This window comes from Comamonas antarctica (assembly GCF_013363755.1).
GTDB lineage: Bacteria > Pseudomonadota > Gammaproteobacteria > Burkholderiales > Burkholderiaceae_C > Comamonas > Comamonas antarctica.
In genome coordinates, this window is sequence record NZ_CP054840.1 from 375,538 (window position 1) to 397,723 (window position 22,186).

Below are 22,186 nucleotides of genomic sequence, written 5' to 3' on the forward strand. Positions count from 1 at the left end.
ACGCGCGTCAGCCGGTCACCACCCCGCTGACTTCTCCCAGGCCGATGCGCACCGCGCCCGCGCGCTCGCACCAGCCACGCAGCGTGAGCGTGTCGCCGTCTTCGAGAAAACTGCGCTGCTCGCCATTGGGCAGCTCCACCGGTTGCCTGCCGCTGCGCGCCAACTCCAGCAGCGAGCCGGCCTCGTGTGGCTCGGGACCCGACAGCGTGCCCGAGCCCAGCAGGTCGCCGGGCCGCAGATTGCAGCCGTTCACCGTGTGGTGGGCGACCAGCTGCGCGGGGGTCCAGTAGGCGGCGCGCGTGGTATTGGTGCAAGACAGCCGCACGGCGGGCTGCGCGGCAGCGCGCATGCGGCCGGTCTGCAGCAGCACTTCGAGGGTGATGCTGAACGCCCCTTGCGCGCGGTGCCCGGGCGCGTCCAGGTAGGGCAGCGGCTGCGGATCGGTTGCGGGGCGCTCGAAGGGCGCGCGAAACGGCGCCAGCGCCTCCAGGGTCACGACCCACGGCGCCAGCGTACTGGCGAAGTTCTTGGACAGGAAGGGTCCCAGCGGCTGGTATTCCCACCCCTGCAGGTCGCGTGCGCTCCAGTCGTTGAACAGCGCCACGCCAAACAGGTGCTGCTCCGCCGCGCCCATGCCGATGGGCGTGCCCAGGTCATTGCCCTGGCCGATGAACCAGCCCAGTTCCAGCTCGTAGTCTAGGCGCCTGCTGGGTCCCAGCGCCGGGGCCGAGGCTCCGGCCGCCATGGTCTGGCCTTGCGGACGATGCACGCGCTGGCCGCTGACGCCGATCGACGAGGCCCGGCCGTGGTAGCCGATCGGCACCCATTTGTAGTTGGGCAGCAGCGGGTTGTCGGGACGGAACTGCCGGCCCACGTTGGTGGCGTGGTGCACGCTGGTGTAGAAGTCGGTGTAGTCGCCGATGTCGCAGGGCAGGGCCATTTCGGCCCGGTCCTGGGCCACCAGCGCCTGCGACCATTGATTCTGCTGCGCGCTGTCTGCGCGCAGTCCCTGCGAGAGGGCGTGGCGCAGCGCCAGGCGCTCGGCCGCCGGGGCGGCCATCAGCGCGTTCATGTCGCAGCCCTCGACCAGGCGGGCGGCCTGCAGGTCGAGGATCTGGTCGCCGATGGCGACGCCGATGCGCAGGGGCCGGCCGCTTCCCGCCACTCGGAAGCGGCCGAACGGCAGGTTCTGGATCGGAAAGTCGCCGCCCGGCTGGTTGGCACTGGCGACCCAGCTGCGCAGCTGCGGGTCGTGGGTGGCATCGATGGCGGCGTGCATGGCGGCGGCTTCCTGGCTCATTCGGTGCCCATGTTTGCGCTGCGGGCGACCTTGCCCAGGCGCTCGTACTCGCGCTTGGTCAACGCCTCGAATTCGGCCGCCGTCGAGCTGCGCGGCGTGAAGCCGGCGGCCAGCAGCTTGTCTTTCACGCCAGGCTCGGCCAGCGCGTCTTCCAGGGCCTTGCTCAGGCGCTGCACGGCGGCGGCCGGCATGCCCGCCGGGCCATAGACGCCAAACCAGGGCTCGACCGCGTAGTCCTTGAGGCCCGCCTCGGCCAGCGTGGGCACATCGGGCAGGGCCGGCGAGCGCTGTGCGCCGGCCACGGCCAGTGCGCGCAGCTTGCCGGACTGGATGTGCGGCAGCGAGGCTGGCAGGTTGTCGAACGCCACCGGCACCTGGCCGCCGATCAGGTCGGTGATCAGCGGTGCGCTGCCCTTGTATGGCACATGCACCCAATCGGTCTTGCTGACCTGGGCGAAAAGCACGCCTGCAAGGTGCATCGAGGTGCCGGCGCCCGCGGTGGCGTAGGGCAGTCCGGGGTTGCGGCGCGCATGGGCCAGCAGTTCGTCCACGTTCTTCACCGGCACGCCGGCGCCGACTTCCAGCACGATGGTCGAGTTGCCGAGCTGGCCGATGGCCGTGAAATCCTTGCGTGGATCGAAGGGCATCTTCTTGTAGATGTGCGGATTCAAGGCGTTGGTCGAGATCGCGCCCATGCCCACGGTATAGCCGTCCGGTGCCGACTTGGCGACCGCGTCCATGCCGATGTTGCCGCCCGCGCCGGCGCGGTTTTCAATGATCACCGGCTGGCCTAGCGTCTGCGCCATGCGTGCGCCCACGGTGCGCGCCACGAGGTCGGTGGTTCCGCCCGCGGCGTAGGGCACGATGAAGCGGATGGGCTTGGACGGAAAAGCCTCCTGCGCGGCGAGCGGGCCGGCGGCCAGGCACAGCAGTGCGGCAGCGGCGCACAGCAGGCTGCGGCGCGGCTGGTGCGGGAAGGGGGCCGTGGTTGGATGGGGCATGGTGTCTCCTGCTTGTCGGTATGGGAATGCGGCAGCGCGATTGCCTGCTGCCCTGGGTATTCTTGCGATCCACCGCAGTCCTACAATCGCTTTTTCCACTGGATGGACAACTATGGCGACTTTGGTGCTCGACCGCACGCTGCGTATCCTCGATCAGCTGTCGCGTTACGACACGCGCGGACTGACGCTGTCGGACATCGCGCGCCAATCAGGCATACCCCATCCCACGGTGCACCGGCTGCTGCGCGACATGGTGGCGGCGCGCCTGGTCGCCCCGCTGCCGGGCGGCCGCAGCTACGTGCTGGGGCGGCGCCCGTTCGAGCATGGCCTGGCCGCGCGTGGCCGCCATGACGTGGCGCCGCTTTTCACGGCCCACCTGCAGCGCCTGGCCGATACCACGGGCTATGCCGCCTACCTGTTCGTGCTCAGCGGCCACGAGGCCGTCTGCTATGCCCACACCAACATGCAAAGGCTGGATCCGCCGCTGAGCGTGACCGTGGGCGGGCGCCGCCCGCTGGGGGTCGGGGCTGCCGGCCTGGCCCTCATGGCCGCCCAGGACGATGCGCTGATCGAGGCCGCGCTGCAGGCCAATGCTGAGTCGCTGGGCCGTTATGGCGGCCTGGACGAGCCCGCGCTGCGCCGCCTGCTGGAGCAGACCCGTGGGCTGGGCTATGCGCGCAGCGGCGGCTGCCTGAACACCAACACTGCCGCCGTCGGCCACGCTGTGCTGGATGCCGGTGGCCGCGCGTTCGCGGCCATCAGCCTGTCCACCACGGTGGCGCGGCTCACGCAGCGCGAGACCTCGCGCCTGGCGGCCCTGCTGCGCGCGCAGATCGCTGAAATCCAGCCGCGCGTGCATTTCCATTGGAGCGACGAAGCGCCGCTGCGCTGATGTTGCGCGCGCGGATCAGGGTCGGCTCGGCTGCGGCACGGGCACCGGCTGCGCCGGCCCCGACACCGGCAGCGGCGTGCGGATCTGGCGCGGGCCCTGCGGCGGGTTGGGAAAACCGCTGAGCGCGGCGTCGAACAGCGTGCCGAAGATGACCGGATCATTGGTCCAGACATCCTCATGCACGGCCGAGGTCTCATAGACGATGCGCTGCGTGTTCTGCTCGCGCATCACCACGCTCACAGCGCGGTAGTACAGCAGCGGCGGCGTGTCGAACATGAAGCCGCCAAAGCCCACGCCCATGCCCCAGCCGGCGCCGCGGCCAAAGCCCATGCCCCAGTTCCAGCGCGGGCCGTAGGGCGCATAGGGACCGTAGTAGGAGGCCATGTCGCGCGTATAGCGCGCCTGCGCGCCGATCTGCACGACCAGGCTGCCGCGGCTGTCGTCACGCTGCAGTCCGACCCGGGCCAGCGACTGCTGCGCCATGGCCTCGATGGCCGCGAACTGCGGAGCCTGCGCCTGCTGCGACGGCAGCAGTTCGAGCCGGTAGGTGGGCGGCACGGGAAATCCCGGCAGCGCCGAGTAGGTCTGCACATCGCTGTGCACTTCGCGCACGCTGGCGCAGCCGGCCAGCAGCGCGGCGCATCCAAGCACCGTCAGCGAGAGTTTCCAGCGGATCGAGGCCATGGCAGTTTCCTTCGTGCGCTCGCAATGCAAAACCAGAGGCGGGAGGGCGGCGAGCCCGCATTCCCTGCCGCCCCGACGCTGTCCATTCAGGACAGCTGGACCACCTGGACTCCCGGCAGCGTAGCAGCGGCCGGAAAGTCCTCATGATCGAACGCCATGTCGCCATCGGGGTTGGCAATGCCCGTGGCCTTGGCGTTCTTGAAATCATGCAGCTTGGGGTCCAGCATATGCGTGGTCACGACGTTCTGCATGGCGCGGAACATGTTCTCGATGCGGCCGGGGTGCTTCTTCTCCCACTCGCGCAGCATCTCGCCCACCGCCACGCGCTGCAGGCCGTCCTGGCTGCCGCAGAGGTTGCAGGGAATGATCGGGAAGTTCTGCGCCTTGGCCCAGCGCTCGGTGTCCTTCTCGGGCACATAGGCCAGCGGGCGGATCACCACATGCTTGCCGTCGTCGCTGACCAGCTTGGGCGGCATGCCCTTGATGCGGCCGCCGTAGAACATGTTGAGCAGCAGCGTCTGCAGGATGTCGTCGCGGTGGTGGCCCAGCGCGATCTTGGTGCAGCCCAGCTGGTCGGCCACCTTGTAGAGGATGGCGCGGCGCAGGCGGCTGCACAGGCCGCAGGTGGTCTTGCCTTCGGGAATGACGCGCTTGACGACGCTGTAGGTGTCCTGCGTCTCGATATGGAAGGGCACGCCCAGGCTTTCGAGGTACTCGGGCAGGATGTGGTCGGGAAAACCGGGCTGCTTCTGGTCGAGGTTGACGGCCACCAGCTCGAATTTCACGGGCGCGCGGCGCTGCATCTTCAGCAGGATGTCGAGCATGGTGTAGCTGTCCTTGCCGCCGGACATGCAGACCATGATCTTGTCGCCTTCCTCGATCATGTTGAAGTCGGTGATCGCGCGGCCGACTTCGCGGCACAGGCGCTTCTCGAGCTTGTGCTGCTCGCGTTCGATCTTGAGGCCCGCGGCCTTGCCGTCTTCCTTGGCGGCAGGCGCGTCGTCGATCCAGGAGTTGTGTTCTGTAGCGGTGTTCATCGGGGGCTCACCATTGGCCGGTTTCAATGCGGATGGCGACTTCACAGTCGTCGAAGATTTCCAGTTTGGCGATTTTCACGCGCACGCCGCGCACGCCGGGCAGCAGCATCAGGCGCTGGGCGAGCTTGCCGATCAGGCTCTCGAGCAGGTTGACATGCTCGGCCGTGCATTCGTCGATGATGATCTGGCGCACCTTGCGGTAGTCCAGCACATGGCCGATGTCGTCGTCCTTGGGGCGCAGGGCCTGCGGCCCCAGGTTCAGTTCGGCATCGACCTGGATCGGTTGGGGTGCGGTTTTCTCATGGGCAAGAATGCCCAGGTTGGCGTCAAATCGCAAACCGGTCAGGTTCAGGGTTTGGCTGCCCACAGCAGCTGAGGTCATGATGGAATGGAGAGAAGTTCAGCCGCGTCCGGCTTGATGGTGAAGACCTCGACCCCGACCGCGGCGCAGTCGGGATAGACGTCGGGCTTGCTGGTGGCCACGCGCGCCGCCACGACCTGTGGATGGGCCAGCAGCGTCTGCAGCAGCGCGTCGCACAGCGTCTCCTGCAGCGCGATATGTCCGCGCGCGACTTCGCGCAGCACGGCTTCGCGCACGAAGTCGTAGTCGACGACTTCATGCAGCGCATCGGCGCTGGGCGTGGTGGCGTGCAGCGGCACATACAGATCGATGTCGAAGCGCATGCGCTGCGGCGCGGCACGCTCGAAATCGTGGATGCCGATCGAAACCTGCTGCTCCAGCCCTTGCAGGAACAGCCGCCGGCAGCGCAGCAGGAGATCGTGCGCACCCAGGCGCGGCAAAGTATCGGTCATGGTGAAGGTCGAAGGCATGGGTGGACGGATCGGGCGCGATTCACTCGATCATGAACATGACATCACGTTCCAACGGCACCAGATGCTGTCCATTGTCCACGCATAGCGTTATTCCTGTAATTGCCGGGTTTTCCGCGAAGAAGACGCCGGTCTGCGCGACATGGGCTGCGTCGAGCGGCGCGCGCAGCAGGTTCACGCGCGCCGCGCGGTCGTAATTGTCCTGGCTTTGCGGCCCGCTCGGGTACATCAACCCGGGCGCCAGCCCGACCACGCGCACATGGGGCGCCAGGGCCTGCGCCTGCAGCGCCACCGCGCGCTCGAGCGCGAGCTTGGAGAGCGTGTAGGAGAAGTAATCGGGATTCAGGTTGAAGACCTTCTGGTCCAGCACATGGATGGCAATGGGCCGCGCGCTGCCGGCCGCGGGTGGTCGCGCCCGTTCGTGCGCCTGCCAGCGCCCCGCCCAGTCGCTGGCCAGCAGCAAGGGCGACAAGGTGTTGGTATGCAGCTGGCGGTCGACGCGCGCCAGGTCGGTGCCGAAGTCGGCGGCATTGTCGGGCTCGAACAGCGAGGCGTTGTTGACCAGCGCCCGGGGCAGGGTGCCGCAGGCGGCGTAGACCTGGTCGAGCAGCGGCGCCACCGCGCCGCGGTCGCTCAGGTCGGCCTGGAAGGCCAGCGCCTGCACGCCCAGCGTGCGCGCCTCGGCGCAGGTGGCTTCGGCGGCATCGCGGCTGTGCAGGTAGTGGCAGGCGATATTCCAGCCGGCGCGCGCGAACGCCAGGCAGAATTCGCGCCCCAGGCGCAGGCCGCCGCCCGTGATCAATACCCAGCGCTGATGCATGCAAGTTCCTCGATGTGTTGCGGGCCGGCGCACGGAGATTGCGCGCCGGAAAATGGCAACCGGCAATTACAGCCGAAAATGGCGGCTTGTTGCCGGAAAGAAGACCCATGACGGACCGTAATGAATCCAGTAGTGAAAGCAGTAGTGCAAGTTTATCGGCGGCGCTGAGCCAGCAGATCCGCACGCGCATCGAGGCCGCGGGCGGCTGGCTGGGGTTCGACAGCTTCATGGCGCTGGCCCTCTACAGCCCGGGCCTGGGCTATTACGCCAACGAGCGCCCCAAGTTCGGCAACATGCCCGCTTCGGGCAGCGATTTCGTCACCGCGCCGGAGATCTCGCCCGCCTTCGGCCGGCTGCTGGCCGCGCAGGTCGCCGAAGCGCTGGAGCGCACCGGCACGCGCGAAGTCTGGGAGTTCGGCGCGGGCACGGGCGCGCTGGCCGAGCAGCTGCTGGGCGCGCTCGGCGACCAGGTCGAACGCTACACCATTGTCGACCTGTCGGGCAGCCTGCGCGCGCGCCAGAAGGAGCGCCTCGCGCCATTCGCCCACAAGCTGCACTGGGCCGATGCGCTGCCGCAAGCCATCGAAGGCGTGGTGGTGGGCAACGAAGTGCTCGATGCCATGCCGGTGCAGCTGCTGATGCGCAAGAAGGGCGAGTGGTTCGAACGCGGCGTCGTCTGGAACGACGGCTTCGGCTGGGAGGACCGGCCCACCACGCTGCGCCCGCCGCTCGAGATCGACGGCCCGCAGGACTATCTGACCGAAATCCACGCCCAGGGCGAGGCCTTCGTGCGCACGCTGGGCGAGCGCCTGGTGCGCGGCGCGGCGTTTCTCATCGACTATGGCTTCGGCGAGGACGAGTATTACCACCCGCAGCGCCACATGGGTACGCTGGTATGCCACCGCGCGCACCGCATGGATGACGATCCGCTGGTCGACCTGGGCCTCAAGGACATCACCGCCCACGTCAATTTCACCGGCATTGCCGTGGCCGCGCAGGAAGCCGGCATGGATCTGCTGGGCTACACCACGCAGGCGCATTTCCTGATCAATTGCGGCCTGCTGCAGCAACTCGAGCAGATGCCCCAGGGCGCGCGCGCCATGGCCGCCAAGCTGATGATGGAGCATGAAATGGGCGAGCTGTTCAAGGTCATCGGACTGAGCCGCGGCGTCGAGCCCTGGCCCGCACTGGGCTTCGTGCAGGGCGACCGCACGCACCGGCTGTGAGCAGGGGCTGCGCATGATCCGCTGGCTGATCATCATCTTTCTGGCGCTGCTGCTGATCAACGGGTTGTCGAACCTGCTTGAGCGCATCGGGCTGGGCCGCCTGCCGGGCGACCTGCGCTTTCGCCTCTTCGGCCGGCAGATCTTCCTGCCGTTTGCCAGCACCGTGCTGCTGAGCGTCATTGCGGCGCTGATCGCGAAGTTCGTCTAGGGATCCTCTGCATAAACCTCGCGAGACGGTGGTAGCGCGGATCGGGATGGCCGCAAGGCGCCTTTTTGCAGCCAATAGCTAGGCTATTGGCAAGAAAAGCAACGCCGCGGACCGCCCGAGCCGTGCTGCCAACGGCCGCAGGGATTTGTGCAGAGGATCCCCAGGCTTGAAGACGGCGGGTCTGCCCAGAGATAGGGGCCATGGCTGCGGCCAGCTTCCCATTCCACGACAAAGGCGCCCCATGTCCGATTCCCTGCATTTCGTCTGCCCCCATTGCCACACCACCAACCGCGTCGCGCGCGAGCAGCTGGGCAATGCGCCCGACTGCGGCAGCTGCCACCAGCCATTGGTCACGGGCGAGCCCGTGGCGCTGGATGCGGCGAGCTTTGCAAAACATGTGGGGCGCAGCCAGGTGCCGGTGGTCGTCGACTTCTGGGCGCCCTGGTGCGGGCCGTGCCGCAGCATGGCGCCGGCCTTTGCGCAGGCGGCCCGGGCGCTCGCGCCCGAAGTGCAGCTGGCCAAGCTCGATACCGAAGCCCACCCGCAGGCCGCCGCGCCCTACAACATCCGCAGCATTCCCACGATGGTGGTGTTTCGCGATGGCAAGGAACTGGGCCGGATCTCGGGCGCGATGGGCGCCGCGGACATCGAGCGCTGGGTGCGCTCAGTGGTCTGAGCGCTGCGGCGGCGTTGCCTCGCCCTGGGCCTCGAGTTCCGCCAGTTCCGCGTCGGTGAACACGCGCGAGCGCGTATGGAAGCTCTTGCCCTCCGGGCCTTCGAGCGAGAAGGTGCCGCCGCCGTGGCCGTCGATCACGTCGATGATCAACTGCGTGTGGCGCCAGCTCGCATACTGCGAGCGGCTGATGAAGAACGGGCAGCCGCCGATCTCGCCGAGATAGACATCGCCTGGGCCCGTGGTCAGCTCGCCCAGCAGATAGCAATTGGCCGCGCTGTTGTCGCAGCAGCCGCCCGACTGATGGAACATCAGCCCCGGGCCGTGCTTTTTCTTCAGCTCGGCGATCAGCGCTTCGGCGGCGGGTGTGGCAATGACGGGTTGGACCATGGCGGGTTTCCTTGACAGGCTCACCACGCATGAACGTATCGACCGTTCGTCCTGAGCCCGTCGAAGGATGAACGGCCTGCTCCCCAGCGCAGGGCTCCTGGCCCCTTAGAAAAACCCCAGCTTGTTCTCGCTGTAGCTCACCAGCAGGTTCTTCGTCTGCTGGTAGTGGTTCAGCATCATCTTGTGGTTCTCGCGCCCCAGGCCCGACTCCTTGTAGCCGCCAAAGGCTGCGTGGGCAGGGTAGTGGTGGTAGCAGTTGGTCCAGACGCGGCCGGCCTTGATCGCGCGGCCCATGCGGTAGGCGACGTTGCCATTGCGGCTCCACACGCCCGCGCCCAGGCCGTAGAGCGTGTCGTTGGCCAGCTCCAGCGCCTCGGCTTCGTCCTTGAAGGTGGTCACGGCCAGCACCGGGCCGAAGATCTCCTCCTGGAAGATGCGCATCTTGTTGTGGCCCTTGAACAGCGTCGGCTGCACGTAGTAGCCGCCCTCGAGCTCGCCGCCCAGCTGCGCGCGCTCGCCGCCGCACAGCACTTCGGCGCCTTCCTGCCTGCCCAGGTCCAGGTACGACAGGATCTTGGTCATCTGCTCCTGGCTGGCCTGCGCGCCCATCATCGAGTCGGTATCCAGCGGATTGCCATGCTGGATCGCGGCCACGCGGCGCAGCACCTTTTCCATGAAGCGGTCGTAGATCGATTCCTGGATCAGCGCGCGCGACGGGCAGGTGCAGACCTCGCCCTGGTTGAACGCGAACAGCACCATGCCTTCGATGGCCTTGTCGAGAAACGCATCGTCCTGGTCCATGACATCGGCAAAGAAGATGTTGGGCGACTTGCCGCCCAGCTCCAGCGTTGCCGGGATCAGGCTGTTGGCCGCGGCCTGGGCAATCACCCGGCCGGTGCTGGTCGAGCCCGTGAACGCTATTTTGGCTATGCGCTTGCTGGTTGCAAGGGGCATGCCGGCCTCGCGGCCAAAGCCGTTGACGATGTTGAGCACACCCGGCGGCAGCAGGTCGGCGATCAGGCCGGCCAGCACCAGGATGCTGACGGGTGTCGATTCCGCGGGCTTGAGCACCACGCAGTTGCCTGCGGCCAGCGCCGGCGCAAGCTTCCACGCCGCCATCAGGATGGGGAAGTTCCAGGGGATGATCTGCCCGACCACGCCCAGCGGCTCGTGGTAGTGGTAGGCCACGGTGTCGCCATCGATCTCGCTGATGCCGCCTTCCTGGGTGCGGATGGCGCCGGCGAAATAGCGGAAGTGGTCGGCCGACAGCGGAATGTCGGCATTGAGCGTCTCGCGGATGGCCTTGCCGTTGTCCACGGTCTCGACATAGGCCAGCAATTCGCGGTTGGCATCGATGCGGTCGGCGATCTTCAGCAGGATCTGGCTGCGCTCGGTGGCCGAAGTCTTGCCCCAGGCATCGGCCGCTGCATGCGCGGCATCGAGTGCCTTCTCGATATCGGCGGCCGTGCCGCGTGCGGCCTGGGTGTAGACCTTGCCGGTGATCGGCGTGACCACGTCGAAATACGCGCCACCCGCGGGCGGCACCCATTGCCCGCCGATGAAGTTGTCGTATTTGGGCTGGTAGCGGTGCAGGGCGTCGGCGGAGCCGGGGGGCGCGTATTGCATGGACTTGTCTCCTTGAAAAAGGTGGAACAGACAAGGCATGTTCGGTCGAATCCCATCAATTCGACCTGCGGATTACCCTAGTCCTATTGAAAGCCAGCGCTGTATCGCCTGCGTGCGCGCCTGCGCCACGGCCTCGCCGATGGCTTTGCCGGTGCGGCCCTGGGCCACGGCCGCGGCCGCGACTTCGGCGGTGGACACGGCCAGCGCCTGATCGAGCGCCGCCTGCAGGCGCGCGCGCGGCGCATAGTCGCGGTCTTCGAGGCCCAGCCGGCCGCGCGCGTCGCACTCGCAGGCCAGCAGCGCCAACGCAAAGCGCGCCGGCTGGCGGATGGCGTCGCAGCGCTCGAACAGCCGCATCAGCGCCGCCGCGTTCAGGTCGCCGCTGCGGTGGATGTTGCCATGCTCGCGCGCCACCACGTCGGCCAGTTCGCGGCAGTCGTTGGGCACGCGCAAGCGCTCGCCGACCTGCCTTGCGAGCCGCGCGCTGCGCTGCTCATGGCCGATATGGCGCGGCAGCACGTCGGCGGGCGTCGTGCCCTTGCCCAGGTCATGCACCAGGCAGGCGTAGCGCACGCTCAGCGGCGCGTTCAGGCGCGCGGCCTGCTGCAGCACCATCAGCAGATGCACGCCGGTATCGACCTCGGGGTGGTATTCGGCGCGCTGCGGCACGCCCCACAGGCGCGCGACCTCGGGCAGCAGCACCTCGAGCGCGCCGCAGTCGCGCAGCACTTCGAGCATGCGGTCGGGCGCGGCCTCCATCAGGCCGCGCGCCAGTTCCTGCCACACGCGCTCGGGCACGAGGTGGTCGGCCTCGCCGGCCTCGACCATCTCGCGCATCAGCGCCATGGTTTCGGGCGCGACGCGGAAATCGGCAAAGCGCGCCGCGAAGCGCGCCACGCGCAGGATGCGCACCGGATCCTCGCGGAAGGCATCGGTCACATGGCGCAGCAGCCTGGCCTCCAGGTCGCGCCGGCCGCCATAGGGGTCGCTGAGGGCGCCGCTTTGCGGCCAACCCGCGGGCGCGGCCATGGCGTTGATCGTCAGGTCGCGCCGCGCCAGGTCTTCCTCCAGCGTCACATCGGGCGAGGACTGCACCACGAAGCCGCGGTAGCCGCGGCCGCTCTTGCGCTCGGTGCGTGCCAGCGCGTATTCCTCGTGGGTTTCGGGATGCAGGAAGACCGGAAAGTCGCGGCCCACGGGCTGGAAGCCCCGGGCCGCCATGTCTTCGGGCGTGGCGCCCACCACGACCCAGTCACGGTCGTGCACCGGGCGGCCCAGCAACTGGTCGCGCACCGCGCCACCGACCATGAGGATTTGAATGGAGCTCATGCGCCAAGTGTCGCCGGATTCGGCAACCCTGGCAGCCAATCTCAGAACGCAGCCGAGTAGATTGCCAGCGCGTCGTCCACGGTCAGCGGGCGCGGGTTGTTCATCAGCAGGCGTTCCTGCAGCATGGCATCCGTGGCCAGCGTGGCGAGCATATCCTCGGCGACGCCATGGTCGCGCAGGCGCATCGGCAGCGCGGTTCTTTCGATCAGCGCCAGGATGTGGGCAATGAAGCCTGCCGCGCGCTCGGCGGTGGTGCCGGTCTGCGCCAGGCCCAGGGCCGCGCCCAGCTCGGCATAGCCATCGGGATGCGTGTGGGCATTGAAGCGCAGCACATGCGGCAGCACCAGCGCATTGGTCAAGCCGTGGGGCAGGTGGTAGCGCCCGCCCAGCGGGTAGGCCAGCGCGTGCACCGCGGCCACGGGCGCATTGGCAAACGCCTGGCCGGCGAGCATCGAGCCCAGCAGCATGGCTTCGCGTGCCGCGAGATCCTTGCCGTTGGTGCAGACCTGTTCGAGGTTGGCCGTCAGCAGCTTGAGCGCGAGCGTGGCCGCATGGTCGGACAGCGGATTCTTCAGGCGCTTGCTGGTGAAGGCCTCGATGGCATGCACCATGGCGTCGATGCCCGTGGCGGCGGTGATCGCCGGCGGCAGGCCCAGCGTGAGCGAGGCGTCCAGCACGGCCAGGTCGGCATAGAGCTGGCGCGCGACGATGCCGCTCTTGGTGGTCGCGCCCGTGGTGACGATGGCCACCGGCGTGACTTCCGAGCCGGTGCCGGCAGTGGTGGGAATGTGCACCAGCGCCAGCCGTTCGCCCTGCACCTTGTCGATGCCGTACATCGCGCTCAGCGGCTGCCCGCCCGCGGCGAGCACGGCGACCAGTTTGGCGACATCCATCGAGGAGCCGCCACCCACGCCCAGCACCAGCGTGGCACCGAAATCGCGGGCCCGCGCGGCGGCCTTCTCCACCACATGGTCCGGCGGATCGGCCTCGACGTCGTCGCAGACCAGCAGCTCCCAGCCGTGGGCACGCAGCGAGGCGAACGCGGGGTCGAGCAACCCGCTGCCGACCAGGAACTTGTCGGTCACGGCCATGACGCGGCCGGGCGTGAAGCGCTGCGACAGGATTTCTCCGATGTTTTGCGCGGCACCCGTCTGGACGATGACTTGCGCGACGGTGCTGAATGAGAACGGCGACATGCGAGTGGAAGCGAAGTGGTGGGAGCCGCCATCCTGACGCGACTCGGCGCTCGCGTCCAGCACCTTGGCGTCACCGGGGGTGGCCCGGCCGCGGGCACTGCGGTCCTCGCATTCAGCGCCGCTCGCGGTAGGGTTCCTCGAAGTCGATGAAATCCTGCTCCGCGAGTGCATCCTGCACCCATTCCTGGACCGAAGGCAGCGCCAGGATGCGTTTGACATAGGCATCGATCTGCGGCGGCACGGGCAGCGCGTAGGTCGCAATGCGCAGGCAGACCGGCGCGAAATAGGCGTCGGCAATGGTGAATTGGCCGAACAGCAGCGTGCCGCCATGCGTGGCCAGCAGCGCGCTCCACATGTCGACCAGGCGCTGCACCTCGTCGCGCACGCCGGGCTGCTCGTTCCATACCTGGGCCCCGGCCGCGGGCAGGTGGGCCTCGACATTCAGCGGGCAGTGGGTGCGCAGCTCGGGGAAACCGCAGTGCATCTCGGCGCAGATGCTGCGCGCATGCGCGCGGTCGGGCGCGAGCAGCGGCCAGAGGTGCTTTTCGGGGAATTGCTCGGCGAGGTATTCGGCAATGGCCAGACTGTCCCAGATGGTCAGGTCGCCATCGACCAGCACCGGCACCTTGCCCGCGGGGGAGACCGAATGCAGCCGTTGCTTGAAGGACGACTGCAGCGAGAAGCTGTCGAAGCGCAGCTTGACCTCCTCGAACGGAATCCCCATCTGGCGCATCAGCACCCAGGGCCGCATGGACCATGAGGAGTAATTCTTGTTGCCGATATAGAGTGCGAGCATGCTGACTCCTGTCAGGTCGAAAGACACGGGCGGCCGGTTCAGCGATCATGCTAGCGGCTGTTGCGCGGCTTGTCATGGGAACTGTGCCGGCGCAGGCGCAAATGGCGGCAAAAAGCGACCGATTGCCGGCCATCGTAGAACCAAGGGGAAGAGATTGTTTCCTGATGTATCGCTTGGCGCGGTGCTTTAATGCCCGCCATGCATACCTCCGCCCTGGTTCTCTTTTCCGGCGGGCAGGATTCCACCACCTGCCTGGCCGATGCCCTTTCGCGTTACGAACGCGTTGAAACCCTGGGTTTCGACTACGGCCAGCGCCACCATGTCGAGCTTGATGCCCGGCTGAAGGTGCTGGACGAAATCCGGCGCCAGTTTCCGCAATGGGCGCCGCGGCTGGGCGAAGACCATCTGCTGTCGCTCGACGTGCTGCAGCAGATCGGCGGTTCGTCCCTGACCGATGACGTCGCCTTCGCGATGCAGGCCGACGGCCTGCCCAACACCTTCGTGCCCGGGCGCAACCTGCTGTTCCTGACCCTGGCCGGCGCGCTGGCCTACCGGCGCGGCCTGCAGGTGATCGTCACCGGCGTCTGCGAAACCGATTTTTCCGGCTACCCCGACTGCCGCGACGACACCATGAAGGCCCTGCAGGTCGCGCTGAACCTGGGCCTGGAGCGGCGCCTGCGCATTGCCACGCCGCTGATGTGGATCGACAAGGCCCAGACCTGGCAGCTCGCGCATGACCTGGGCGGCGCGCCGCTGGTGGAACTCATCGTCGAGCACACCCACACCTGCTACCAGGGCACGCGCGAAGTGCGCCATGACTGGGGCCACGGCTGTGGCGAATGCCCGGCCTGCGACCTGCGCGCGAAAGGATGGGCGCGCTGGAAGAACCGCTGACAGCTAGCGCCGCGGGCGCTCGGCCTGCGGCCAGACCACGCCGTTGTCGTTGAGGATGGCATCGAGCGGCAGGTCATGCGGCTCGGGCGTGAACTCGTCGACATAGCCGCAGGTGAAGCCCAGGCCCACGGTGAACGGCCGCGGCGTGAGCGTGGCCAGCGTGCGGTCATAGAAACCGCCGCCATAGCCCAGGCGGTAGCCGCCAGCGGCGTAGCCCACGCAGGGCACGAACAGCAGCGTCGGCACCACGACTTCGGTATCCTTGGGCTTGGGAATGCCGTAGGCATCCTCTTCCATCGGACAGCCCGGATACCAGAGGTGGAAGCTCAGCGTCTTGCTGGCCTTGTCGATGACCGGCAGGCCGATGCGCCGGCGCTGGCCGTCGCGTTGCAGCTCGCCATCTTCCTTCCAGCGATGCAAGGCTGGCAAGGGATCAAACTCCCCTTTGATGGGCCAATAGGCACCAATCACGCTGTCCGGGCGGTCAATGAGCCAAAATCGCATGACCTGTTGCAACAGGTCCGCGCGGTGCAAACGATCCGTAAGGTTCAACCGCTGTTCGATCAATGCGCGCCGCAAGGCTGCTTTGTCCATCAAATACTCCTCCATGCACTGGCACAAGATTCTGACACCGCTTCTCGCTGCAACCGTCTTGACCACCGCCGCGCCGCTGGCTGCGGCCCAAAATCGGGGTGACGATGCGTTGCTTGCAATGCAGCAAGCCTACCGCAAGGGCGACCGCAACCAATTGGCTCAGCTGTTGCCGTCCGTGCGCGGCCATGCGCTCGAACCCTGGGCCGCCTATTGGGAGCTGCGCGTGCGGCTGGACAATGCCCAGCCCGACGAGGTCCAGGCCTTCCTCACGCGCTGGGCCGGCACCTACCAGGAAGACCGGCTGCGCAACGACTGGCTGCTGCTGCTGGGCCAGCGCCGCGACTGGGCACAGTTCGCGCAATTGCATCCGGCTTACCGCATGCAGGACGACCGCGCGGTACGCTGCTATGCGCTGACCATCGCGCAGATCGAGGGCCGTGCCAGCGCGGCGCAGGCGCAGGAAGTGCGCGACCTCTGGTATGCGCAGCGCGACGGCGACGACGCCTGCACCAACGCCGCCGCGAGCTACTACGCCGCCAAGCAGCTGAGCGCGGGCGAGATCTGGCGCAAGGCCCGGCTGGGCGCCGACGCCAACCGCCAGCGCGCGGTACGCGATGCGGTGCAACTGGTGGCGCCCGAGTCGCTGCCCCAGGTCAACGAGCTGTTTGCCTCGCCGATCAAATTCCTCACCGGCGCGCGCGTGGCACGCGGCCAGGTGCGCCAGGAACTGGGCCTGCTGGCGCTGATCCGCCTCGCGGCCAACGACCCGGCGCAGGCCGCGTCCCAGCTCGAGGGCCGCTGGAGCGGCGTGCTCACTGCCGAGGAACGCAACTGGGCCTGGGCCGCCATCGGCAAGCAGGCGGCGTTCAAGCTGCAGCCCGAGGCCCAGACCTATTTCGCCAACGTGCGCAAGGACGAAGACCTCAACGACGAACTGCTCGGCTGGAAGGTGCGCACGGCGCTGCGCGCCGGCCAGTGGCGCCAGGTGGTGCGCGCCATCGACGCCATGACGCCCCAGGGCCAGACCGACAGCACCTGGGTCTATTGGCGAGGCCGGGCGCTGCTCGCGCCGCATGGCGGCGATGCCGAGCGCGCCCAGGCGCGCCAGCTGCTCGAGAGCATTGCCGGCTCCGGCGGCTTCTACGAGCAACTGGCGCTGGAGGAACTGGGCCGGCGCGTGACCGTGCCGCCCGCGCCGGCGCCCGTCACCGCGCAGGAAAAAGCCGCGGCGCGTGCCAATCCGGGCCTGCAGCGCGGGCTGCAGGCGATCCAGCTGGGCCTGCGCAGCGAAGGCGTGCGCGAGTGGAACTACGCCACCAACCTGCATACGCCGGGCGGCATGGACGAACGCGCGCTGCTGGCCGCGGCCGAGCTGGCGTGCGAGCGCGAAGTCTGGGACCGCTGCATCAACACCAGCGAACGCACGCGCACCGAAGTCAACTGGAGCCAGCGCTATCCGATGCCGTTCCACGACACGGTCATCGCGCGCGCGCGCATCATCGGCCTCGACCCGGCCTATGTCTATGGACTGATCCGCCAGGAAAGCCGCTTCATCATGGATGCGCGTTCGGGAGTCGGCGCCTCGGGCCTGATGCAGGTCATGCCCGCGACCGCGCGCTGGACCGCGCGCAAGATCGGCATGAGCGACTTCACGCCGAGCATGATCAACGACCGCGAGGTCAACATCACCATCGGCACGGCCTATCTGAAGCTGGCGCTCGACGACTTCGACGGTTCGATGGCCCTGGCCGCGGCGGGCTACAACGCCGGCCCGGGCCGCCCGCGCAGCTGGCGCAACGGCCCGGTGCTCGATGCCGCGATCTGGGCCGAGAACGTGCCGTTCACCGAAACCCGCGACTATGTGAAGAAGGTGCTGGCCAACACCACGGCCTACGCGGCGCTGATCACGGGCCAGCCGCAATCGCTCAAGGCACGCCTGGGCACGGTGGGGCCGCGCCCGACCAATGAGCCCGAGCCGATGAAGGATCTGCCGTAGGGTGGTTGTTGACGCACTTCGACAGGCTCAGTGCGAACGGCGAACGGCGAACGGCGAATGGCGAACGGCGAACGGCGAACGGGTGGGGGGCCCGTGCTTCAGGTGCCCGCCCGAGCTGTCCCACTCAGGCGTTGAGCAGCAGCCCGGCCTCGCGCCGGGCGGCGCCCGACGCCACCAGTTCGTCGACCAGCGTGTCCACCCATTGCGCGGCCGTGTCCTGCGCGAAATGGCGCGCATGCAGCTGCGCCATATAGGGCGTGGCCGCGGTCCAGGCCAGCAGTCCGGTCTGGTCGATGCGCTGCCACTCCAGCAGCTTGAACTTGACCAGCACCTTGGCCGCGTAGCGCGCGTGGCGCAGCGGCGACTGCACGAAGCCGTCGAGCCGCGCGCGCGCCGCGGCCAGCGCGCCCGCGACATCGTGGAAGATCGGGCCATGGCCGGGAATCACCGTGGCGGGCGCCAGCCGTTCGATGAGGTCCAGCGTGGCGCCGACCTCGGCAAACGCGTGTTCGCCGTCCAGTTCGGGAAACACCACGCCAAAGCCCTTTTCCCAGAGCGCGTCGGCCGAGATCAGCAGCCGCGCCGCGGGCTCGAACAGCACCACCGAATGCGGATCATGGCCGGGCGCCGCATGGATCTGCCAGGGCCGCCCGCCCAGTTCCACCGCGGTGCCGGGCACAAGCACTCCCTCGATGCGAAAGCGCGGGCAGTGCTGGCCCGTGGGCACATAGCCCAGCGCCTGCGCGTCCCAGTCGCGCACCTGCGCGGCCTGGCCCGGCGCGATATGCGTCTGCACCTGCGGCCAGGCGGCCTGCAGCGCGGCATTGCCGCCGCAGTGGTCGCTGTGCAGGTGGGTGTTGAGGATGCGCGCCAGCGGCTGCGCGCCCAGCGCCGAGCGCACCAGTTCCAGCGTCTGGCCGGCATGGCTCCAGTAGCCGGTGTCGACCAGGGCGGCGCTGGGGCCGGTGAACAAAACCCCGTTGGCCGACAGCCAGCCGCGCTCGAGCACGGTCATTTCCGGCCACAGCGCGCCGGGTGCGGCAGCGCGGTTCACTGCGGCGAGCGCAGCTCGCGGCGCAGGATCTTGCCGACGTTGGTCTTGGGCAGCGCGTCGCGGAACTCGATGTATTTGGGCCGCTTGTAGCCGGTCAGGTTCTCGCTGCAGTAGCGCATCAGCATTTCCTCGTCGAGCGCCTCGCTGCTGCGCACGACGAACAGCTTGATGGCTTCGCCCTGCTTCTCGTCGGGCACGCCCACGGCCGCGCATTCCACCACATGCGTGCACAGCGAGACCACGTTCTCGAGTTCGTTCGGGTAGACGTTGAAGCCGCTGACCAGGATCATGTCCTTCTTGCGGTCGATGATGCGCACGCAGCCCTGGGCGTCCATCTGGGCGATGTCGCCGGTGCGCAGATAGCCGTCGTCGGTGAACGCGCGCGCGGTCTCCTGCGGCTGGTTGTAGTAGCCCGTCATGACGTTCGGGCCCTGGATGCAGAGTTCGCCGGGCACGTCCAGCGGCAGGTCCTGGCCGTTCTCGTCCTTGATGGCCACCGAGATGCCGGGCAGCGGCAGGCCGATGTTGCCGCTGTACTGCGGATTGGTCACCGGGTTGTTGGTGCCGATGGCACAGGTCTCGCTCATGCCCCAGCCTTCGATCATGGTGCTGCCCGTGACCTTCTTCCACTCGCGCGCCGTGCCTTCCGAGGCCGCCATGCCGCCGGCCTGGGTCAGGCACAGGTGGGAGAAGTCGAGCGCGCGGAACTGCGGGTTCTGCAGCAGTGCATTGAACAGCGTGTTCACGCCCGGCAGCAGGTGGAACGGGCGTTTCTTGAGCACGCCGACGAACTTGGCGATGTCGCGCGGATTGGGAATCAGGCTCAGGCTCGAGCCCTGGCGGATGGCCAGCAGGCACAGCGTGAGCGCGAAGATATGGTAGAGCGGCAGTGCCGCGATGCTGTGCAGCTGACGCGGGTCGGACAGGCGGCTCAGCGCGGGCGAGAACCAGGCCTCGGCCTGCAGCGTCGCGGCAATGATGTTGCGGTGCGTCAGGATCGCGCCCTTGGACAGGCCGGTGGTGCCGCCGGTGTACTGCAGGAAGGCGATCGAGTCCAGCGTGGCCGGGCTGGGGCGCAGCGTGCGCTGCGCGCCCTGCGCCAGCGCCTCGGGGAAGGTCGTGACCTGGCGGCCGCCGGTCAGCGGCAGGGTATAGGCCGGGACCATCTTGGCGAGATGGCGCGCGGCAAAGCGGATCCAGCGGCCATAGATCGGGCCCAGCAGGTCGCCCAGCGAGGTGATGCAGATCTGCTGGATGGGCGTGCGCTCGAGCACGCTGCCCAGCGTGTGCGCGAAGTTCTCCAGGATGACGATGGCGCTCGCGCCCGAATCCTTGAGCTGGTGCTCGAGCTCGCGCCCGGTGTAGAGCGGGTTGACGTTGACGCAGGTATAGCCCGCGCGCAGCACCGCGGCCATGGCCACGGCGAACTGCGGCACGTTGGGCAGCATGATGGCCACGCGCGCGCCGCTCTCCAGTCCCAGCCCTTGCAGCCAGGCGCCGAGCCGCGCGGACAGCTGGTCGAGATCGCGGTAGTGCATCCAGCGGTCCATGCAGACCGAGAACGGCTGGTCGGCATTCTTCTGCAGCGATTCCTCGATCAGTTGCGCCACGGACTGGTAGGCGCCGGGATCGACGGTAGGGGCAACGCCGGCGGGGTAGTTCTGCAGCCAGATGGGATCCATGCGGGTCAAGCCTCGAGTGTCTGAAAAGGGCCTGGTGGCAGGCGGGAAAGCGATGCGTTCATTCTGTCGCCTCGCAGCCTGGACCGTGCTCCGTGCTTGTCCTAGGGAATGTCCCGTGCAAGACAACGCCGCGTGCGCGCGCCTGTGGCTGGCCGTGCGCCGCTGCGCGTGGTAAACCCGAGGGCATGAACGCACGCTGGCAACAGGCTTCGATTCTCGGCGGCCTGGTTCTCGCATTGGCCTGGCTGCGCTGGCAATGGCCGCAGTCGCCGGCGCTGGCGCTGGCCGGCGTGGCCGCGCTGCTGCTGGTGCCGGCGTGGAGCATCACCCTGCAGTTCCTGTGCCTGCGCGCCGCGCCGCGCGATACCGCCGTGCCCGCGGTCGGCACGCGTGCGCTGCTGCGCGCCTGGTGGGCCGAGGTGCTGCTGGCCTACCGCATCTTCGGCTGGCGCCAGCCGTTTCGCACGCATGCCATCGGCGACGAGGTGCCGCACGGCCAGGCGCGCACTGGCGTGCTGCTGGTGCATGGCTACCTGTGCAACCGGGCGTTCTGGCAGCCCTGGCAGCGGCTGCTCGCGGCGCGCGGCATTCCCTGCATCGCGGTCACGCTGGAGCCGGTCTGGGGTTCGATCGACGACTGCGTGCCGGTGCTCGACGCGGCCCAGCGGCGCATGGAGCAAGCCACGGGCCGGCCACCGGTGGTCATCGGCCACAGCATGGGCGGGCTGGTGATACGCGCCTGGCTGCGCAGCCGCGGCGCGCTGGTCTGCGACGGCCGCGGCGAGGCGCAAGCAGCGCAGCGCCTGCGCGCGCTGGCCGCGCATGTGGTCACCATCGGCACGCCGCACCAGGGCACGGCCATGGCCGACGTCAGCCGCACCGCCAACGGCCGGCAGATGCGCCGGCGCAGCGACTGGCTGCTGGAGCTGGCGCGCCACGAGCCGCAGGCGCTCGCGGCCAGCATGACCTGCTGGTACTCGAATTGCGACAACCTGGTGTTTCCCGCCAGCGCCGCCACCTATCCCGGCGCCGACAACCGCCTGGTGCGCAATCAAGCGCACGTGCAGATGGCGTTCGACCCGCGGCTCATGCTCGATTGCGTGGCGCGGGCGCAGCAGGCGTAGCCGATGCCAGCCCTCCATCGGCGGCGAACTCGGGCAGCTCGCGCAGTTGCGCGTAAAGCGGCGCAAAGTCGCCCGCGGTCATGTCGAACAGCTGCTGCAGGCTGTCGATGACGAAATAGGTCTGCTGGTAGCTGTCGATCTTGTAGCGCGAACGCATGGCGCGCTCCACCGTGAGCGGCACGCGCTGCGGCAGCGGGCTTTCGACCGAATGAACCAGTTCGCCGCCCGAGCTGAGGATGCCCGCGCCATAGGCGCGCAGCCCGCCGGCCTCGCGGATCAGGCCGAACTCGATGGTGTACCAGTACAGCCGCGCCAGCAGTTCGCAGGCGCCCAGGCCGTGCGCCTTGATGCCGCCCTGGCCATAGCGCTGCACATAGTCGGCCAGCACCGGGTTGAACAGCAGCGGCACGTGGCCGAACAGGTCGTGGAAGATGTCGGGCTCGACGATGTAGTCGAACTCGGCCGGCGTGCGGATCCAGTCGGTGACCGGAAAACGGCGCGCAGCCAGCAGCTCGAAGAAGGCCAGCTCGGGAATCAGGCCCGGCACGGCCACGATCTGCCAGCCCGTGGCGGGCATCAGCCGGGCGTTGATGTCCTCGAAGCGTGGAATGCGGTCGTGCGCGCCCAGCGAAGGCAGGGCGGCGATGAATTCCGCGCAGGCCCGGCCCGGCAGCAGCGCCGACTGGCGCGCATGCAGCCGGCGGTAGGTGTCGTGGTCGGTTTCGGTATAGGCCGCGTAGTCCTGCGCGCAGGTGTAGTCGCCGGCCGCACGGCTGTAGTCGCCGCGCGGCGGGCGCTCGGATTGTCCGTAGACGACTGGAGCCTGTCCCATG

General features: G+C 68.2%; 23 protein-coding genes. 7 read left to right on the top strand and 16 right to left on the bottom strand.

What is annotated here, in order from left to right; translation table 11 throughout:
- Positions 1-7 precede the first annotated feature (7 nt).
- Positions 8-1,279 (bottom strand): fumarylacetoacetase, encoded by a 1,272-nt coding sequence (fahA, locus tag HUK68_RS01760; RefSeq protein WP_175505699.1) that lies wholly within the window; start codon positions 1,277-1,279, stop codon positions 8-10.
- Positions 1,280-1,296: 17 nt separating this feature from the next.
- Positions 1,297-2,301, bottom strand: coding sequence for a Bug family tripartite tricarboxylate transporter substrate binding protein (locus HUK68_RS01765; protein WP_175502655.1), 1,005 nt, complete (start codon positions 2,299-2,301; stop codon positions 1,297-1,299).
- Positions 2,302-2,413: 112 nt separating this feature from the next.
- Between HUK68_RS01765 and HUK68_RS01770 the strand changes: the two genes are divergently transcribed.
- Complete coding sequence (locus tag HUK68_RS01770) at positions 2,414-3,193, top strand: IclR family transcriptional regulator (protein WP_175502656.1); 780 nt, start codon at positions 2,414-2,416, stop codon at positions 3,191-3,193.
- A gap of 15 nt (positions 3,194-3,208) precedes the next feature.
- Here the strand turns inward: HUK68_RS01770 and HUK68_RS01775 are convergent, their stop codons facing one another.
- From HUK68_RS01775 to HUK68_RS01795, 5 genes are all read right to left on the bottom strand, one after another.
- On the bottom strand, positions 3,209-3,877 hold the full coding sequence (locus tag HUK68_RS01775; RefSeq protein ID WP_175502657.1) for a DUF4136 domain-containing protein: 669 nt from the start codon (positions 3,875-3,877) through the stop codon (positions 3,209-3,211).
- A gap of 86 nt (positions 3,878-3,963) precedes the next feature.
- Positions 3,964-4,914, bottom strand: a complete 951-nt coding sequence (gene ttcA, locus HUK68_RS01780; RefSeq protein ID WP_175502658.1) for a tRNA 2-thiocytidine(32) synthetase TtcA — start codon at positions 4,912-4,914, stop codon at positions 3,964-3,966.
- A 7-nt stretch (positions 4,915-4,921) separates the two neighbouring features.
- The gene (locus tag HUK68_RS01785) at positions 4,922-5,296 is read right to left on the bottom strand and encodes a dihydroneopterin aldolase (RefSeq protein WP_175502659.1); all 375 of its coding nucleotides are present in this window, start codon (positions 5,294-5,296) and stop codon (positions 4,922-4,924) included.
- Positions 5,293-5,727, bottom strand: a complete 435-nt coding sequence (locus HUK68_RS01790; RefSeq protein WP_175502660.1) for a dihydroneopterin aldolase — start codon at positions 5,725-5,727, stop codon at positions 5,293-5,295. The genes HUK68_RS01785 and HUK68_RS01790 overlap by 4 nt, the downstream gene beginning before the upstream one ends.
- 40 nt (positions 5,728-5,767) lie before the next feature.
- Complete coding sequence (locus HUK68_RS01795; protein ID WP_175502661.1) at positions 5,768-6,565, bottom strand: SDR family NAD(P)-dependent oxidoreductase; 798 nt, start codon at positions 6,563-6,565, stop codon at positions 5,768-5,770.
- 107 nt (positions 6,566-6,672) lie between these two features.
- Here HUK68_RS01795 and HUK68_RS01800 point away from each other — a divergent pair, with 107 nt between their 5' ends.
- The 3 genes from HUK68_RS01800 to trxC all read left to right on the top strand — a co-directional run bounded on the left by HUK68_RS01800 (position 6,673) and on the right by trxC (position 8,675).
- The gene (locus tag HUK68_RS01800) at positions 6,673-7,791 is read left to right on the top strand and encodes a class I SAM-dependent methyltransferase (RefSeq protein WP_175502662.1); all 1,119 of its coding nucleotides are present in this window, start codon (positions 6,673-6,675) and stop codon (positions 7,789-7,791) included.
- A gap of 13 nt (positions 7,792-7,804) precedes the next feature.
- A complete protein-coding gene (locus tag HUK68_RS01805; protein ID WP_175502663.1) occupies positions 7,805-7,999 on the top strand; it encodes a DUF2905 domain-containing protein in 195 nt (64 codons plus the stop codon).
- A 241-nt stretch (positions 8,000-8,240) separates the two neighbouring features.
- Complete coding sequence (gene trxC, locus HUK68_RS01810; RefSeq protein ID WP_175502664.1) at positions 8,241-8,675, top strand: thioredoxin TrxC; 435 nt, start codon at positions 8,241-8,243, stop codon at positions 8,673-8,675.
- Here the strand turns inward: trxC and HUK68_RS01815 are convergent.
- The 5 genes from HUK68_RS01815 to HUK68_RS01835 all read right to left on the bottom strand — a co-directional run bounded on the left by HUK68_RS01815 (position 8,664) and on the right by HUK68_RS01835 (position 14,009).
- The gene (locus HUK68_RS01815) at positions 8,664-9,062 is read right to left on the bottom strand and encodes a DUF779 domain-containing protein (protein ID WP_175502665.1); all 399 of its coding nucleotides are present in this window, start codon (positions 9,060-9,062) and stop codon (positions 8,664-8,666) included. The two genes, trxC and HUK68_RS01815, sit on opposite strands and share 12 nt — an antisense overlap.
- Before the next feature lie 105 nt (positions 9,063-9,167).
- Complete coding sequence (exaC, locus tag HUK68_RS01820) at positions 9,168-10,688, bottom strand: acetaldehyde dehydrogenase ExaC (RefSeq protein ID WP_175502666.1); 1,521 nt, start codon at positions 10,686-10,688, stop codon at positions 9,168-9,170.
- A gap of 72 nt (positions 10,689-10,760) precedes the next feature.
- Entirely contained in the window at positions 10,761-12,008 is a 1,248-nt protein-coding gene (locus HUK68_RS01825) for a multifunctional CCA addition/repair protein (protein WP_175505700.1), read from the bottom strand.
- Positions 12,009-12,058: 50 nt separating this feature from the next.
- Positions 12,059-13,213 carry an iron-containing alcohol dehydrogenase gene (locus tag HUK68_RS01830; RefSeq protein WP_175502667.1) on the bottom strand — a complete coding sequence of 385 codons (1,155 nt, stop codon included), beginning with the start codon at positions 13,211-13,213 and terminating at the stop codon, positions 12,059-12,061.
- Positions 13,214-13,325: 112 nt separating this feature from the next.
- Entirely contained in the window at positions 13,326-14,009 is a 684-nt protein-coding gene (locus HUK68_RS01835; RefSeq protein ID WP_175502668.1) for a glutathione S-transferase family protein, read from the bottom strand.
- 198 nt (positions 14,010-14,207) lie between these two features.
- On the opposite strand from HUK68_RS01835, the gene queC reads away from it, so the two are divergent.
- The gene (gene queC / locus HUK68_RS01840) at positions 14,208-14,903 is read left to right on the top strand and encodes a 7-cyano-7-deazaguanine synthase QueC (protein ID WP_434082453.1); all 696 of its coding nucleotides are present in this window, start codon (positions 14,208-14,210) and stop codon (positions 14,901-14,903) included.
- A gap of 3 nt (positions 14,904-14,906) precedes the next feature.
- Here queC and HUK68_RS01845 read toward each other — a convergent pair whose 3' ends face one another.
- The gene (locus tag HUK68_RS01845; RefSeq protein ID WP_175502670.1) at positions 14,907-15,497 is read right to left on the bottom strand and encodes a 5-formyltetrahydrofolate cyclo-ligase; all 591 of its coding nucleotides are present in this window, start codon (positions 15,495-15,497) and stop codon (positions 14,907-14,909) included.
- Positions 15,498-15,510: 13 nt separating this feature from the next.
- Between HUK68_RS01845 and HUK68_RS01850 the strand changes: the two genes are divergently transcribed.
- Complete coding sequence (locus HUK68_RS01850) at positions 15,511-17,493, top strand: lytic transglycosylase domain-containing protein (protein WP_175502671.1); 1,983 nt, start codon at positions 15,511-15,513, stop codon at positions 17,491-17,493.
- A gap of 124 nt (positions 17,494-17,617) precedes the next feature.
- Here HUK68_RS01850 and HUK68_RS01855 read toward each other — a convergent pair whose 3' ends face one another.
- Both HUK68_RS01855 and HUK68_RS01860 read right to left on the bottom strand, forming a co-directional pair.
- A complete protein-coding gene (locus HUK68_RS01855) occupies positions 17,618-18,508 on the bottom strand; it encodes an MBL fold metallo-hydrolase (protein WP_175505701.1) in 891 nt (296 codons plus the stop codon).
- Positions 18,509-18,543: 35 nt separating this feature from the next.
- Positions 18,544-20,229, bottom strand: coding sequence for an AMP-binding protein (locus HUK68_RS01860; RefSeq protein ID WP_175502672.1), 1,686 nt, complete (start codon positions 20,227-20,229; stop codon positions 18,544-18,546).
- Positions 20,230-20,414: 185 nt separating this feature from the next.
- Here HUK68_RS01860 and HUK68_RS01865 point away from each other — a divergent pair, with 185 nt between their 5' ends.
- Positions 20,415-21,353: an esterase/lipase family protein gene (locus HUK68_RS01865; protein WP_175502673.1), complete on the top strand. Its 939-nt coding sequence runs from the start codon at positions 20,415-20,417 to the stop codon at positions 21,351-21,353.
- Here the strand turns inward: HUK68_RS01865 and phhA are convergent.
- On the bottom strand, positions 21,316-22,185 hold the full coding sequence (gene phhA / locus HUK68_RS01870; RefSeq protein WP_175502674.1) for a phenylalanine 4-monooxygenase: 870 nt from the start codon (positions 22,183-22,185) through the stop codon (positions 21,316-21,318). The two genes, HUK68_RS01865 and phhA, sit on opposite strands and share 38 nt — an antisense overlap.
- Position 22,186: the final 1 nt, after the last annotated feature.

What these genes read in the sequence shown, in the direction of transcription:
- queC (WP_434082453.1), top strand. Translation starts at nt 14,208, where the DNA reads ATGCATACCTCCGCCCTGGTTCTCTTTTCCGGCGGGCAGGATTCCACC.
- phhA (WP_175502674.1), bottom strand. Translation starts at nt 22,185, where the DNA reads ATGGGACAGGCTCCAGTCGTCTACGGACAATCCGAGCGCCCGCCGCGC.
- HUK68_RS01815 (WP_175502665.1), bottom strand. Translation starts at nt 9,062, where the DNA reads ATGGTCCAACCCGTCATTGCCACACCCGCCGCCGAAGCGCTGATCGCC.
- HUK68_RS01855 (WP_175505701.1), bottom strand. Translation starts at nt 18,508, where the DNA reads ATGACCGTGCTCGAGCGCGGCTGGCTGTCGGCCAACGGGGTTTTGTTC.
- HUK68_RS01860 (WP_175502672.1), bottom strand. Translation starts at nt 20,229, where the DNA reads ATGGATCCCATCTGGCTGCAGAACTACCCCGCCGGCGTTGCCCCTACC.
- HUK68_RS01770 (WP_175502656.1), top strand. Translation starts at nt 2,414, where the DNA reads ATGGCGACTTTGGTGCTCGACCGCACGCTGCGTATCCTCGATCAGCTG.
- ttcA (WP_175502658.1), bottom strand. Translation starts at nt 4,914, where the DNA reads ATGAACACCGCTACAGAACACAACTCCTGGATCGACGACGCGCCTGCC.
- HUK68_RS01830 (WP_175502667.1), bottom strand. Translation starts at nt 13,213, where the DNA reads ATGTCGCCGTTCTCATTCAGCACCGTCGCGCAAGTCATCGTCCAGACG.
- HUK68_RS01785 (WP_175502659.1), bottom strand. Translation starts at nt 5,296, where the DNA reads ATGACCTCAGCTGCTGTGGGCAGCCAAACCCTGAACCTGACCGGTTTG.
- HUK68_RS01845 (WP_175502670.1), bottom strand. Translation starts at nt 15,497, where the DNA reads ATGGACAAAGCAGCCTTGCGGCGCGCATTGATCGAACAGCGGTTGAAC.
- HUK68_RS01835 (WP_175502668.1), bottom strand. Translation starts at nt 14,009, where the DNA reads ATGCTCGCACTCTATATCGGCAACAAGAATTACTCCTCATGGTCCATG.
- HUK68_RS01775 (WP_175502657.1), bottom strand. Translation starts at nt 3,877, where the DNA reads ATGGCCTCGATCCGCTGGAAACTCTCGCTGACGGTGCTTGGATGCGCC.
- HUK68_RS01790 (WP_175502660.1), bottom strand. Translation starts at nt 5,727, where the DNA reads ATGACCGATACTTTGCCGCGCCTGGGTGCGCACGATCTCCTGCTGCGC.
- HUK68_RS01805 (WP_175502663.1), top strand. Translation starts at nt 7,805, where the DNA reads ATGATCCGCTGGCTGATCATCATCTTTCTGGCGCTGCTGCTGATCAAC.
- HUK68_RS01850 (WP_175502671.1), top strand. Translation starts at nt 15,511, where the DNA reads ATGCACTGGCACAAGATTCTGACACCGCTTCTCGCTGCAACCGTCTTG.
- HUK68_RS01765 (WP_175502655.1), bottom strand. Translation starts at nt 2,301, where the DNA reads ATGCCCCATCCAACCACGGCCCCCTTCCCGCACCAGCCGCGCCGCAGC.
- HUK68_RS01795 (WP_175502661.1), bottom strand. Translation starts at nt 6,565, where the DNA reads ATGCATCAGCGCTGGGTATTGATCACGGGCGGCGGCCTGCGCCTGGGG.
- trxC (WP_175502664.1), top strand. Translation starts at nt 8,241, where the DNA reads ATGTCCGATTCCCTGCATTTCGTCTGCCCCCATTGCCACACCACCAAC.
- HUK68_RS01800 (WP_175502662.1), top strand. Translation starts at nt 6,673, where the DNA reads ATGACGGACCGTAATGAATCCAGTAGTGAAAGCAGTAGTGCAAGTTTA.
- fahA (WP_175505699.1), bottom strand. Translation starts at nt 1,279, where the DNA reads ATGCACGCCGCCATCGATGCCACCCACGACCCGCAGCTGCGCAGCTGG.
- HUK68_RS01865 (WP_175502673.1), top strand. Translation starts at nt 20,415, where the DNA reads ATGAACGCACGCTGGCAACAGGCTTCGATTCTCGGCGGCCTGGTTCTC.
- exaC (WP_175502666.1), bottom strand. Translation starts at nt 10,688, where the DNA reads ATGCAATACGCGCCCCCCGGCTCCGCCGACGCCCTGCACCGCTACCAG.